Below are 14,105 nucleotides of genomic sequence, written 5' to 3'. Positions count from 1 at the left end.
CAGCGCTTTGAAGATGCTCGACCATCGTTGTCTGGCGAAGTTCAAACAGCAATCGTTCATCCTATTTATGTGATAGCGACTACATCGAGTGAGCAATCAGCCTGATTACCGTGACAAGCAGTAGTATCGTTATCCGCGGGATGAAAAAAGGATGTCCTTTTCTGGGAAAAGACTATGAATATTCGGCTGGCTGCATTAGAAGATATTTCAGTTATTCATTTTTTGAATAAATACGCACTGCACTATGATTATCCGCTTGAAGAGGCAGAACAACATCTGCGTTATTTACTTTCGTCACCGACTAACCAGCTATTTGTCGCTGAAATAGAAGAAGAGGTCGTCGGCTACGTTCATGTTGCTGAGTACATTAGTTCGTATGGGCCGAGGCTGGTGAATATTTTGGCGCTGGCCGTCAGGAACGATGTTCAAAGAAAAGGCATTGGAAAAGCGCTGATGGAACAGGCTGCACATTGGGCTAATGCTACTGGTGCCGCAGGCATACGGTTGAACTCAGGCGAAAGCAGGATAGAAGCTCACCGTTTTTATGAGCACATGGGTTTCAAAAAAATAAAGAATCAGGCGTCGTTTAGAAAAATGCTTGGTGATGAAGAGTAGAGGCCGTCTTGCGCTGATAGAAGTAAAGAGAGAGGGCGCAATAGCAGTTAATCAGGGGGCGGGGGAGTGATATTTCGCGTGAATGGTGTCCCCGACTGGAATCGAACCAGTAACTAGCCCTTAGGAGGGGCTTGTTATATCCGTTTAACTACGGGGACATGAAGCCGAGCTATTATACGCATTTTCGCTCTGAGAATAAGCACTTAACGGCGCGTTTGCTCAAAGTGTCGGCAATCGGCGTGCTTACTGGCGTTCTTTTTCCTCGTTTTGCGTCGCTTTTGGCGTTTTATGTGGGATGAATGCCTCTTGCTGTTGCCGAATTTGTGCATGGAAGATGAGTGCGAAAATGATGATAAACGTAGTCAGTTTTTACACGATGGGATGGTGCGGCGTAGCTCACTGGTTTAGGCTGACAGTGCTATGCTGTGAGTGGAGCAATGAAGTATCGGACAGTCGTCCACGCTGGATCGCGTGTCGCAACGACGCCGTGAGCTGCCCCATAAGAAAAATGGCAAACCTCTGAAAATGCAGTAATACGTAAGCCAACGTAGCGATGGAGCCATAAAATGTTACACTGTTGGCCGATATCCCGTCCTTGTCGCTCAGCCTGCCAGGCTGGGGCTGATACGGGGAATACCCATTTTCGGTCGCGGGTATAGCACACTATAAATCAGGGAGAACAGATATGAATTACCGCCTGAGTGGGGTGGTGTTTGCCAGCGTGTTACTGATCGGCTGCGCCAGTTCCGGGGATCGCGATCAAGAAGGTCGTTCCGATCCGCTTGAAGGCTTTAACCGTACCATGTTCAGCTTTAATTATGACGTTCTGGATCCTTATCTGGTGCGTCCTGCGGCTGTTGCCTGGCGCGATTATGTACCGAAGCCTGCGCGTAACGGACTAGGGAATTTCTTCAGCAACCTGGAAGAGCCCGCAACGATGGTGAACTACTTCGTTGAAGGCAAACCGTATAAAGCGATGATTCACTTTAACCGTTTCTTCCTGAATACCTTGCTCGGGATGGGTGGTCTGATTGACGTCGCGTCAATGGCGAATCCGAAACTGGCGAAAGAAGAGTCTCGCCGTTTTGGTAGCACATTGGGTAATTATGGCGTGGGTTACGGGCCTTATGTCGTGGTACCCGGCTACGGTAGCGTGACGCCTCGTGAAGACGGCGGTGGCGTAGTGGATACGCTGTATCCGATGCTGAGCTATCTGACGTTTTGGATGTCCGCAGGCAAGTGGGCTATCGAAGGGATAGAAACGCGAGCGCAGCTGTTGGATTCCGACGGTTTACTGCGTAACTCTTCCGATCCTTACCTGATGATGCGTGAAGCCTACTTCCAACGGCATGATTTCCTTGCCAGCGATGGGCAAATCACCCCGCAGAAGAACCCGAATGCGGCAGCGATCGAAGACTCACTCGACGAGATCGATTCAGCGCAATAGTTTTGCATAGCATCGCTCATTTCAAAGGCACCCTCAGGGTGCCTTTTGCTTTTATAAAACACTGCTAAACTTATTTTTACCCTACTGATTCTGTGGCTTGTTTCTTAAAAGTTATTACTTTGTTGTCCATTTATTTACTTACTAAAATTTATTTCCTGTCGTCAGATAACAATAATGCAACGTCGTTAACCGCTACTGATGCCCGTCACGGCTGAAATGTGTCAGCACGCTGATTTTTTTGTTAGCAAGGTGATTAACAAAAAGGTCATAAAAATGATGCCTTTGACTGATGGTGGTGCGGTCGTGTGTTAATGAATGCCTGGAATTCTATTTACCTGCACTTATAAAAATAGAGATATAAGCATGAAAAAACTACTTGCTATGTTCTTCTGCCTGAGCGTGGTGGTTAGCGCCCCACTGGCGATGGCTGAAGATGCTAAAACGACAGAGAAGACAACGGATGTGGTACTGATCGGCGGGGGCATTATGAGCTCTACGCTGGGCGTGTATTTACAGGAGCTGCAACCAGATTGGTCTATCGATATGGTTGAGCGCATGGATAACGTGGCGGAAGAGAGCTCTAACGGCTGGAATAATGCCGGTACGGGTCACTCGGCCTTCATGGAACTCAACTACACGCCGGATAATCCTGACGGCCCAATCAATATCAGCAAAGCGCTGGAAATTACCGAAGCCTTTGAAGTCTCACGCCAGTTCTGGTCCTATCAGGTGAAAAACGGCGTGCTGAATAATCCGCACTCCTTCATTAACAGTGTGCCGCACATCAGCTTTGTCTGGGGCGATGAGAACACTGCCTTCCTGAAGCACCGCTATGATGCAATGCAGCACAGCACGCTGTACCGTGGCATGGAGTTCTCTGACGATCCCAATACGATCAAAGAGTGGGCTCCGCTGGTGATGGAAGGTCGCGATCCGGCTCAGAAGATTGCGGCGACTCGCATGCCTATCGGTACTGACGTGAACTACGGTGAAATCACACGTCAGCTGGTTGGTGCGATGAAAACCAAGTCCAACTTTGCGCTGCACCTGAATTCAGAAGTGCGTGATATCAAGCGTAACGCGGACAACACCTGGAGCGTGACTTACGCCGATCTGAAGAACGGCGAGAAAGAGAGCGTGATTAAGGCGAAGTTCGTCTTTATCGGTGCGGGTGGGGCGGCGCTGCCGCTGCTGCAGAAATCCGGTATTCCTGAGGCCGACCTGTACGGTGGCTTCCCGGTTGGTGGTGAATTCCTGGTGACAGAAAACCCGGAAATCGTGAAGCGCCACATGGCAAAAGTTTACGGTAAAGCCTCCGTGGGCGCGCCGCCGATGTCCGTTCCTCATCTTGATACGCGTATTTTTGATGGTAAACCGGTACTGCTGTTCGGGCCGTTTGCTACCTTCTCCAGCAAGTTCCTGAAAAACGGTTCGCTGTGGGATCTGGTTGGTTCCGTGACCTTCTCCAACATTATGCCGATGACGCACGTAGGTCTGGATAACTTCGATCTGGTGAAGTATCTGGTCGGTCAGGTCATGATGGATGACGACGATCGTTTCGCCTCGTTGCAGGAATACTTCCCTAACGCGAAGAAAGAAGACTGGAGACTGGCGATTGCTGGCCAGCGCGTTCAGGTTATCAAGAAGGATGATGAGAAGGGCGGCGTACTGAAGCTGGGTACGGAAATCGTCAGCTCTCAGGATGGTTCGATTGCGGCACTGCTGGGCGCTTCTCCGGGCGCGTCTACCGCTGCGCCGATTATGCTGAGCCTGCTGGAAAAAGTGTTTAAAGATAAAGTTGCAACGCCAGAGTGGCAGAGCAAACTGAAAGAGATCGTTCCATCTTATGGCCAGAAGCTGGACGGTAATATTGAAATGACCAATAAAATCCGCAGCTATACCAGCAGCACGCTGGGTCTGGATTATATTGAGGTTAAACCTGAATAATCGGTATTAGCCAGAAAGCACGATATAAGGCCGCGAAAGCGGCCTTTTTTGTATCTGTGTCGCGTAAATACAGGCAATAAAAAAGCAGGTAAGTTGCCTTACCTGCTTGATCACGTTCTACACGGTAGAAATAAGAACGTCTGTTCTTATTTAGAACGCATAGTTGAAGTTTACGCCGTACAACCAGGCTTTACCTTTGGAGGTAAAGTTATAGCGTGGTGAACCAGCGACATCAGAGATAGGTTCACTGATATCAACTTGTTTGCCGTGCATGTAGGACACGCCGACATCCACAGAGGCATCTTTATTAAATGCGTAGGTGGTGCCTGCACTTAGCCAGAAACGGTCCTGATCCGGGATAGAGATAGAACGTTTGTCAGCCGGTACCGGGCTATCATCAAACGCGATACCGCCGCGGAACGTCCAGTTATCGTCATGATAGTAGGTGGTGCCGAGTGCGATACGGTAAGCATCACGGAAGCTTTCATCTTTATGGAACAGAGTCTGCCCGTTGTTGCCCGTCGCTTTCAGCTCCTGGAACTGGCTCCAACTGGTATAGGCCAGACTGTAGTGAACCGCCCACTTCGGTGCTACGCGATGGTAGGCTGATGCTTCCCACATTTCTGGCAGATTCAGCGTCAGCTTGCCAGGGATCGTTGCACCACTTGTCCCAACAGGCAGGCCTGGAGCGATAGCTGGTTTGGCACTATGGTAATCGCCATCAAAATCGATCTTAACTTTTGAGCGATAGGTAAAGCCGAAGCGGTTATTTTCGTCGACTTCATACAGGATACCGGCGTTCCAGCCGTAGCCCCACTCTTTGCCTTCCATGTGTACTAACTCGGAAGACGGCTGCAAGCCACCTGCAGCCAGCTCGCCAGCACGACGCTCGATTTTCGCATCGGCATAGACGGCGTTAACACCTAAACCAAAGCTGAAATGCTGATTCAGACGATAAGCGGCGCTCAGGTTCAGGTTTGATGTCAACAGATCGGTTTTTCCACCGATAGAACCTGCGGCATAGGTATCGTTAAATTCCGTTGCCAGCCCATAGTTGGTGGTGGCGGAAGCGCCAATCGCCCACTGATCATCAAGTGGCATGATGAAATGCAGGTTCGGTACCCAGGCGTGCGGCGCGATATTCTTGGCGCTGGTATTCTGCCCTGCCAGGGAGTTTTTCCCCTGAACATCGATATCCGGGTTGATATAGGTGACGCCACCGGAGAAGGATGGACGGTCAAACATGGTCATGGTCGCGGGGTTACGGCTGCCGGAGGCCGCATTATCGGCTACGGCACCTTCACCAGAAAATGCACGCCCCAGACCCGATGAGGAATATTCATTTAGCTGGAAACCAGCTGCTGACACATTTGCTGAAAACAGTGCCACCGCAACAGCAATTGTGGATTGTTTGAACAGGTTTTTCTGGTTCATGACCAAAACCTCTTTATATGCTTGTTATTTAACGTTGTTACACGGGGTAACAAGGGACGCGCATTGTAGGGGGCGCACTCAGCCTGACAAATCAGACCAGTTGCCAAAGTATAAGTTGGGAATACGATAATGTTGCATTCGTGTATTAAGAATATTTCCAAAATGATGCAAAATTTAGATCTGCTTAACGTTTTGGTTAATTTGTGTGAAGAGATATTACTCGGTTTTTACTGCCGTATAACACCTTAATGTGATTGATATCACTAAAATTACTGGCTGGCATGAAGTGCTGGCACTGATTTGGGATGAGGGAGTAAAATATAAGGAGGATAGAAAATATTTGAACTGGATCATAATCTCCCGCGTTTTAAGAGGAAAGCAGCATGACGAACGTAATCAACAAATGCAGTGCTGAAGAAACCGCAGCCTGCTGCTGTGTCGATGTCGGCACAATCATGGATAACACAGATTGCACAGCGTCTTACAGCAAGGTTTTCGGCGATCGTTCTGACGCGGAAGCGGCGCTGGCCGCCCTGACGGCAAAAGCGCGTGCGGTAGAGTCTGACCCCTGCGACATTGTCAGCACGTTGGAAGACATAGACGGTGGCGTTAAGCTGGACATCGGTTTTACATTCAGTTGCCAGGCTGAAACGATGATTTTCCAGCTCGGCCTGCGTTAATATTTTCCCCGGCAGGATCCTTCTTGTGGCTCCTGCCCGTCACTGCTTCCACTAATGCATTACCTCGCCTCTATTCCTTCTGTTATTGCTATTTCTTCACTTTTGTTCGCTGCTACTCGCTGCTCTTCACACTTTTGCGTTGCGTGACTTTGCGTAATGTAACCATCTGGTTAACAATGAAATCAGGTCTGACCTGTTGTGCGCGCAATTTATTTTTGGCTAACGGAAGTATTTTTGGTTAACGGGAGTATTTTCGGTTAACAGGAGCGTTTATGAGTGAGGTATTACCTCTGATAACCCGCCGTGGCGATCGCATTGCGTTCGTGAGCGGATTACGCACCCCATTTGCCCGGCAGGCAACGGCCTATCATGGCGTACCTGCCCTCGAATTAGGGAAGCTCGTCACCAGCGAATTATTGGTTCGCACGGGTATCGATCCTGAGCTGATCGAGCTATTGGTGTTTGGACAGGTGGTCCAAATGCCCGAAGCGCCGAATATCGCCAGAGAGATCGTGCTCGGCACGGGAATGAGCGTACATACCGATGCCTATAGCGTGTCGCGTGCCTGCGCGACCAGTTTTCAGGCGGTTGCCAACGTGGCAGAAAGTATTATGGCGGGTACGGTCGAAGTCGGTATTGCCGGTGGCGCGGATTCCTCTTCCGTGCTGCCTATTGGTGTCAGCAAAGCGTTGGCCAGAACGCTGGTGGATATGAACAAAGCCAGAACGCTGGGCCAGAAGTTGAAACTGTTAAGCGGCCTACGCCCGAAAGACCTGCTGCCGGTTGCACCCGCCGTGGCGGAGTATTCCACCGGATTGCGCATGGGCGATACCGCGGAACAGATGGCAAAAACCTACGGTATCACGCGTGAAGAGCAGGATGAGTTGGCGCACCGTTCGCACAGGCTGGCGGCACAGGCCTGGGAATCTGGCGTGCTGCGCGATGAAGTGATGACGGCTTACGTCCCGCCTTATGAGAAGGCGCTGAGTGAAGATAACAATGTGCGCCATGATTCCGCACTGGAGCAGTATTCCCGTTTACGCCCGGCGTTTGACCGTCGGCACGGTTCGGTCACGGCGGCCAACAGTACGCCGTTGACGGATGGCGCAGCGGCCGTGTTGATGATGAGTGAATCCAAGGCCAAAAGTCTGGGGCTTACGCCGCTAGGCTACCTGCGCAGCTATGCGTTCAGCGCCATTGGCGTGCAGCGTGATATGTTGCTGGGGCCGGCCTATGCCTCTCCGCTCGCGCTGGCAAGGGCTGGCGTGGCGCTGGCTGATTTGACGCTCATTGATATGCACGAAGCCTTTGCTGCCCAGACGCTGGCTAACCTCAAACTGTTTGCCAGCGATGAGTTTGCCCGCAATCAACTGGGGAGAAATGCCGCGCTGGGTGAAGTTGATCGGGCCAAGTTCAATGTGTTGGGGGGCTCAATCGCCTATGGGCACCCCTTTGCGGCCACCGGGGCGAGGATGATTACCCAAACGCTGAATGAACTGCGCCGTCGCGGCGGCGGGTTGGGATTAACCACCGCCTGCGCGGCTGGCGGGCTGGGTGCGGCAATGGTACTGGAGGTGACGCCATGAACGATCAACAGCCTTTCCCTACAGTAACGGAAAGCCCCTCTGCCTTTTCCCTCACTATTCGGCCGGACAATATCGGTGTGATCGGCATTGATGTGCCCGGCGAGAAGGTGAACACGCTAAAAAGCGAATTTGCGGAACAAATTCTTTCGGTTTTCGAGCAGGCACGACAGCATGCAACGCTTAGAGGGCTGATTCTGATTTCTGCTAAACCTGACTCGTTTATCGCCGGTGCCGATATCACCATGTTGAACCAGTGCAGCAGCGCTGAACAGGCAGAAAATTTGGCGAGGCAAGGGCAGGAAACATTCGATCAGATTGCTGCGCTGCCGTTCCCCGTGGTAGCTGCGATCCACGGTGCCTGTCTGGGCGGTGGGCTGGAGCTGGCATTAGCCTGCGACTATCGTGTTTGCTCGCTGGATGAAAAGACGGTGCTGGGGCTACCGGAAGTGCAGCTTGGGCTCCTTCCCGGTTCGGGCGGAACGCAGCGCTTGCCACGGCTGATTGGCCTGGATAGCGCGCTGGATCTCATTCTGACCGGTCGCCATCTCCGCGCGAGTCAGGCGCTACGTCAGGGGCTGGTGGATGAAGCCGTCCCGCACGATATCCTGCTGGAGACGGCGGTAGAGATCCTCAAAAAAGGAAAACGTAAAGCCGAGCCGCTGGGCTGGCGTTCGCGCCTGCTGAGCAGCCCGGGCATTCGCCATGTGCTTTTCAAGATGGTGAAGCGCAAGACCCGCGCGAAAACACACGGCAACTATCCGGCCACGGAAAAGATTATTCAGGTCGTGCGCCGGGGAGTGGAAAAGGGCCGTGAAGAAGGATACCGCCAGGAGGCGCGAGCGTTTGGCAAGTTGGTAATGACACCGGAATCTGCCGCGCTGCGCCACCTGTTCTTTGCTTCCAACGCGTTAAAGAAAACCACCGGTGCGGCCTCTGACGCTAGGCCAATTCACCACGTCGGCATTCTTGGCGGCGGGTTGATGGGGGGAGGGATCGCCAGTGTGACGGCGACGCGCGGGCAGTTGCCGGTGCGTATTAAAGATATCAATGAGCAGGGCATCAACCATGCTCTGAAATACAACTGGCAACTGCTGACCAAGCGCGTCCAGCGTAAACGGATGAAGCCGACGGAGCGTCAGCGGTTGATGACGTTGATTTCCGGCAGTACGGACTATCGCGGGTTTGAACATGCGGATATCGTCATTGAGGCCGTCTTTGAAGATCTGGCGCTGAAGCGGCAAATGGTGGCGGAGATTGAAGATCACGCCGCGCCGCATACGATATTCGCGTCAAACACCTCATCGCTGCCAATCCACCAGATTGCGGAGGGCGCGCGTCGTCCGCAGCAGGTTATTGGCCTGCACTATTTTAGTCCGGTGGACAAAATGCCGCTGGTTGAGGTGATTCCTCACGCTCACACGAGCGCAGAGACGGTTGCAACGACGGTTGCTTTGGCGAGAAAGCAGGGGAAAACCGCGATCGTCGTGGGCGACAGCGCCGGTTTTTATGTGAACCGCATATTGGCGCCTTATATCAACGAAGCGGCTTATTGTCTGCTGGAAGGGGAGCCGATTGAATCGATTGACTATGCGCTGGTGCGTTTTGGTTTCCCCGTCGGCCCGCTTGCGCTGCTTGATGAAGTGGGCATCGATGTTGCGACCAAAATTGTGCCGGTGTTAAGCGAAGAACTGGGTAAACGTTTCACGTCCCCGCCCGCGTTTGATGCGATACTGAAAGACGGACGCAAAGGGCGCAAGAATGGGAAAGGGTTCTATCGATACAACAAAACGCGCCGTTTCTGGCACTCGGGGAGAGAGGTGGATAGCTCGATTTATCCGCTGTTGGATGTGACATCGAAGGCCCATATCGACCCCGCGCTCATCAGCCAGCGCGCCGTAATGATGATGCTGAACGAAGCGGCGCGTTGTCTGGATGAAGGTGTGATCCAATGTGCGCGCGATGGTGATATCGGTGCCGTATTCGGTATCGGTTTCCCCCCTTTCCTCGGCGGGCCATTTCACTACATGGATCGTCTGGGCGTCGAGACGGTTGTAAAAACGCTGCTGGTGCTGCAACAGCAGTATGGCGATCGGTTCGCACCCTGTGAACGCTTGCTCGCGATGCGGGAAGGTCGGCGGACATTTTACCCACCAACCAATGAAGACCTTCGCACTAGTTGATCGTGACGTTAATCGTGACGGTATCTTTATACGAGCCTTCTGGCTTGCTGGCCTGACTGGCGTTAATGCGAGCGGTGTACGGGATACTCTGCGTAATCCCCGTGCCCGTCCCGCTGTAATCGCTGTTTTCGGTCCAGGCGATATTCCCGGTGCGATAGAGCTGATATTGCAGGTAGTAAGGGGTGCCGCCGACGGTGGCCGTCATTCTGCGCCAGTTGGCATCGTCGGGATGCGTACTGACGAGCTTGACGGTATATGCGCCCAGCAGCGTACAGCGCACCCCGAGGCTATTGCTGACTGCCGCGAAATCGGCGGGAAACGCCGCAATACCAAAACTGACATTCGGCGCACTGGTGATCTGGCAATCATTGGTGATATTCATGGTGATATTGAGGGTTGAAGTGGTTGAGCCTCTTTCGTAAACACAAAGACCGAGTGCCCCCAGCGAACAAAGTTCATAATCCCATTTGATGGTTACCGTATCGGTATAGGTTCCGGCAGAAACGTTATTGCCGATACTGGTACGGATATAGACCGGCATCGTGCCGTCAGTGGAATTGAACAGGCCTAATATGTCCAGAAAGGTCGTCCGGCTCCAGGTATAGGTTGAACCGATGTTATAGAGTGTACCGCAGCCAGAATCCATACACAGGCTGTAGGGCACGTAATCTGAGCTTGTTCCTCTGCGCATCCGCATAGTGGTGCCGCTGGGGTTGCTGTCACTCTGTATCGTCGCAATGATGGTATTGGTGCTGGCTAAGCTCAATAGACTCCCCGTGCAGCGAAATCCACTCCCCGATGCCACGACCTGTGGCGTACCGTTAACGCCGACAACGGAAGAACCATAAGGCCCCAGCGTCGTGTTGCTGGGGGGCGTGGTACAGGCGGCGTCGCTAAAGGGGGCGTAATACAGCGCCACCAGCAGGAAAGCCAGACGCAACCAGCGGGCGGATCGCCGATTGGTGGGGAAGACGTGCTGGATTGTCGGTATCGTGGTCAGCATCATTTTATCCTTTTGGGTCAGTCGTCTGGCAGGTGAGTGGGCCGATGGTCGCCATCATGGTCTGTGATTCCGCCAGTGAGAATTCCACCCGGCAAAGCCGTCCGTCTTCTTGTTTAAAACGTAAGCGATTAGCGGTTCCCAGATTGGCGAAATAGACCAGGCCATCGTAGCCGCTGATGGTGGTGTCACCGCTGATTTCGTCGGTTATCCAGGTGCCGATGGTGAGCGGATTACCATCCGTATTGCGCAGCTTAATGTTGGCGGATCGCACGACATGAACGGGGAATTTCACGATGGTGCCGCTGCCTTCTTTGACCGACACGCGTGATTCCACCTGTGGTGTGGTGACGTTGGCCGGCAGTTGTAACGTATCGATTTCTACTTTCGCGGGGTAGTTGGATACCACCCACGGTACGAGTAAGTGGCCGCGTTTATTCGTTTTCCCCACCAGTTGGTTTTCATATTTTACTGGAACATCGGAGTATCCTTCGGTATCGACCACAATAAAGGCGTCGTTGATGCGGTTGCTGGGGAAAAGCCCCCCGTTCATGTAGATCAGCGAGCCGCTGAGTTCCCCCCACTGCGTGGTATCGCCTTCGTTGCCATAGGTTCCGCCAGCCATTGTGGCATAAGGGCCACGCCAGTTCAGCGATCCCTGGTGATAGGGGTTTCTTCCTGCGCCATAGGCGGCGTTCCAGCCAAATCCACCTTCTGTCGGCGCGGTGCGGTTCACCCCCACGCGCGGTGAATAATCGCCATTGCTGTCGCGCTGAACCCCGGCATTGATGCTGCCATTTTTACCAAAAGGCATGACGAACTGGAGCTGGGCGCTGTAGCCGTTTTCTCCCAGTGCTTTGTTAAAGGCAAGATAAATGGAGCTGTCTTGCCAGACCTGACGGCTGAAAGAGAGATTCAGCAGACGGGTACGGGTTGAATCGTACGCACGGATGTCGAAGTAACCCACGCCGAAGGTGCCATTGCCTTCACCAAACAGCTGGCTGCTGAGCGTCGCCTGATAGCTTTCCCGACTGAGGCGACCTTCTGTGAGCACGGCGGTTAAATCGCGGTACTTCTCACTGCGTTTAGCGTGTTGAACGCTCAGGCCAAAGGCAGAACTGTAGTAAGAATAACCCGTGGTGTATTGGTGTCCGGTGGCTTCCTTTTCGCTTTGGCTGTAGGAAGAACTCAGCGTGCCCCAGCGGCCGACGGTAAAATCTACCCCAGCGCCGAGCAGATACAGATCCTGTACGGCCTCGCCATGTGCCGATACCGTCAGTGTATTGGTCAACCCGTAGCGATAGATGCCGCTGACGGCAGGATCGTCAGTGTAGGAATTATTCTGTACGCCGTAATCCTGACGCAACACACCAACGGACAGATCGAAATCGCTTAGTCCCTCTCTCAGCAAGGCGTTGGAGACGTAAAAGGGGAGCGTGGTGGAAATCTGTCGCCCTTGCGCGTCCGTGGTGATGACGGTCGCTTCCCCTGCACCGTTTAGGTAAGGCGTATTGGTGAGGGTGAATGGACCTGCGTTCAGGCTGGTGCTATTGGCTTTATAACCGTTGATAAATAGGTCAAGCGTGCTGGGTACGGCGGCGGTGCCGGTGTATTGCAGCATCGGATAGGTCACGATATCCGGGCGAAGGCCGAAGTTGCGGGCGACACGCAGGCCGCCCATGCGTACCGAATTGCTCCACGTCAGAGAGTTGCTAATCAGGTCGCCAACCTGATAGGTGATCATGCGTTCGTTATCGTTATAGCGCCAATAGGTATCAAAGCGCTGGTAGCCATCTTGCTGCGAAGTGCTGTTGCCCGATGTGAAATAGTAGATCCCCGTATTGGATAAGGTCCCGTAGGGGCTGAAAAAGCGCTGTTCCATCCAACTGCTGAGCGAATCCGAACTGCCGCGGGGCGAGGTGTAATAAAGGTTATAGTTGAATAGCATGCCGGGGCTACTGCGGGCGGGGAAACGTGCCATATCCTGCCCCCCACCGTCAACGGATTGATCGGGTAGCCAGTGCATGGGCACGGTCAGCTTTAGCTGCTGTATGGCCTGATCGTAATCGACGGTGACCTCTGGCAGGGCGCTGATATTAACTTGCCCCACGCTTTGCTCCGACAGGCGAATGTGATTCTGACGCAGTATTGCCGCATCCACATAATAGTTCCCGGCACGATACGTGACAGGGATAACCGTGTTATCGCTCCGTCCGTTAACGGAAACCGTCAAATAATAAACGGATTCGCTGAGCGAGGGCATGGCGCTGGGGGGCGCAGGAAGATCGGTATATTCTTCCGCGAGAATCGTAGCAGAATAAAACAGCGCAAGCGGAGCGTAGATAAGCAGGGGAAAGGCACCTGGTTTACGCTTCATGCCAGACCTCACCATGGCCGAACGGCCACTCGACACGCCTCTTTCATCAACCGAACCATCATTCGCGTTTAATCAGTATGGGATCGGTGATATCGATCAAGTTGGTGAAGAGCTGCATCGCCGCGCTCGGTGTGGATACGCCCGCAGGCAACGGCCAGCGCATCTCTTGCCCCGGTAGCACATAGCCTAAAAAGCCGTCGGTTACTTTTATCCGGCTTCCTTTCCCGCTCGGGTCGGCTGACCAATAGACGTTACTCAGCCGGGCATGTACCACGCCACGGTTGCGGACATACAGATGGTTTTTCCCCCCCACTGCGCCGATTCGCCAACTGAGCACGGGCAGCGTAGGTTCGGCGTTGGCGCGTCGTTTTTCCGGGCGACTATGCGTCCAGACGCCTTCACCATCAAGAAACAGAGGCAGCAGATAGCGCATCTGGAATTGTAGCCCCATCTGCGGGGCATCTTGTTGATAGGGCGCTGAAATCTCATCAACGATGATGCGGTAAGCCTGTTCGGTATTGGCGGGGGCCGAGTTGACGCGAATCAGGCGTACCATATTGCGCTTACCCGGTTCCAGCGTCATGAACGGCGGTGTAGCAATCACATTACTTTGTTCGGCATAACGATCCTGAAAGTCTATTTGCTTCCAGGACATGATGCGGATTTGCAAACCGACGGGCGCATTGCCTTTGTTTTCCAGCCACAGCGCTGAGCTGTTCTCATCGGCTTCAATTACCTGATAAATCGGCCAAACGAGGATAGAGCTGGCGGCAAAGCAAAACGCGCTGAAACCGCTTAATAAAAAGGCCACTGCCCGAATAAAAAACGTCATTTTCCTC

10 protein-coding genes and 1 tRNA gene are annotated in these 14,105 nt (G+C 53.0%); 6 read left to right on the top strand and 5 right to left on the bottom strand.

Features of this window, described 5'->3' with window-relative positions:
- Positions 1-174: 174 nt before the first annotated feature.
- Positions 175-615, top strand: a complete 441-nt coding sequence (locus R9X49_RS10790) for a GNAT family N-acetyltransferase (RefSeq protein WP_319848344.1) — start codon at positions 175-177, stop codon at positions 613-615.
- Positions 616-698: 83 nt separating this feature from the next.
- Here R9X49_RS10790 and R9X49_RS10785 read toward each other — a convergent pair.
- A tRNA-Arg gene (locus tag R9X49_RS10785) sits at positions 699-773 on the bottom strand.
- A gap of 527 nt (positions 774-1,300) precedes the next feature.
- Here R9X49_RS10785 and mlaA point away from each other — a divergent pair.
- Both mlaA and mqo read left to right on the top strand, forming a co-directional pair.
- On the top strand, positions 1,301-2,062 hold the full coding sequence (gene mlaA / locus R9X49_RS10780; RefSeq protein WP_319848343.1) for a phospholipid-binding lipoprotein MlaA: 762 nt from the start codon (positions 1,301-1,303) through the stop codon (positions 2,060-2,062).
- A gap of 363 nt (positions 2,063-2,425) precedes the next feature.
- Entirely contained in the window at positions 2,426-4,009 is a 1,584-nt protein-coding gene (gene mqo, locus R9X49_RS10775) for a malate dehydrogenase (quinone) (protein WP_319848342.1), read from the top strand.
- Positions 4,010-4,159: 150 nt separating this feature from the next.
- On the opposite strand, the gene fadL is transcribed toward mqo, so the two are convergent.
- On the bottom strand, positions 4,160-5,443 hold the full coding sequence (gene fadL, locus R9X49_RS10770; protein ID WP_319848341.1) for a long-chain fatty acid transporter FadL: 1,284 nt from the start codon (positions 5,441-5,443) through the stop codon (positions 4,160-4,162).
- 383 nt (positions 5,444-5,826) lie between these two features.
- Between fadL and R9X49_RS10765 the strand changes: the two genes are divergently transcribed.
- From R9X49_RS10765 to fadJ, 3 genes are all read left to right on the top strand, one after another.
- Entirely contained in the window at positions 5,827-6,123 is a 297-nt protein-coding gene (locus R9X49_RS10765) for a YfcZ/YiiS family protein (protein ID WP_319848340.1), read from the top strand.
- Between the two features lie 272 nt (positions 6,124-6,395).
- Positions 6,396-7,709, top strand: a complete 1,314-nt coding sequence (gene fadI, locus R9X49_RS10760) for an acetyl-CoA C-acyltransferase FadI (protein WP_319848339.1) — start codon at positions 6,396-6,398, stop codon at positions 7,707-7,709.
- The gene (gene fadJ, locus R9X49_RS10755; RefSeq protein WP_319848338.1) at positions 7,706-9,889 is read left to right on the top strand and encodes a fatty acid oxidation complex subunit alpha FadJ; all 2,184 of its coding nucleotides are present in this window, start codon (positions 7,706-7,708) and stop codon (positions 9,887-9,889) included. Before fadI ends, fadJ begins: the two co-directional genes overlap by 4 nt.
- Here the strand turns inward: fadJ and R9X49_RS10750 are convergent.
- Genes R9X49_RS10750 through R9X49_RS10740 form a run of 3 tightly spaced genes read right to left on the bottom strand, consistent with a single transcriptional unit; the run spans position 9,882 to position 14,098 of the window.
- A complete protein-coding gene (locus tag R9X49_RS10750; RefSeq protein ID WP_319848337.1) occupies positions 9,882-10,892 on the bottom strand; it encodes a spore coat U domain-containing protein in 1,011 nt (336 codons plus the stop codon). The genes fadJ and R9X49_RS10750 overlap by 8 nt on opposite strands.
- Positions 10,893-10,896: 4 nt before the next feature.
- Positions 10,897-13,266: a fimbria/pilus outer membrane usher protein gene (locus R9X49_RS10745; protein WP_319848336.1), complete on the bottom strand. Its 2,370-nt coding sequence runs from the start codon at positions 13,264-13,266 to the stop codon at positions 10,897-10,899.
- A 58-nt stretch (positions 13,267-13,324) separates the two neighbouring features.
- Complete coding sequence (locus tag R9X49_RS10740) at positions 13,325-14,098, bottom strand: molecular chaperone (protein ID WP_319848335.1); 774 nt, start codon at positions 14,096-14,098, stop codon at positions 13,325-13,327.
- Positions 14,099-14,105 lie beyond the last annotated feature (7 nt).

It is taken from the genome of Pectobacterium carotovorum (assembly GCF_033898505.1).
In the GTDB taxonomy this organism is placed as follows: domain Bacteria; phylum Pseudomonadota; class Gammaproteobacteria; order Enterobacterales; family Enterobacteriaceae; genus Pectobacterium; species Pectobacterium carotovorum_J.
This window is presented reverse-complemented; position numbering and strand designations above follow the sequence as displayed.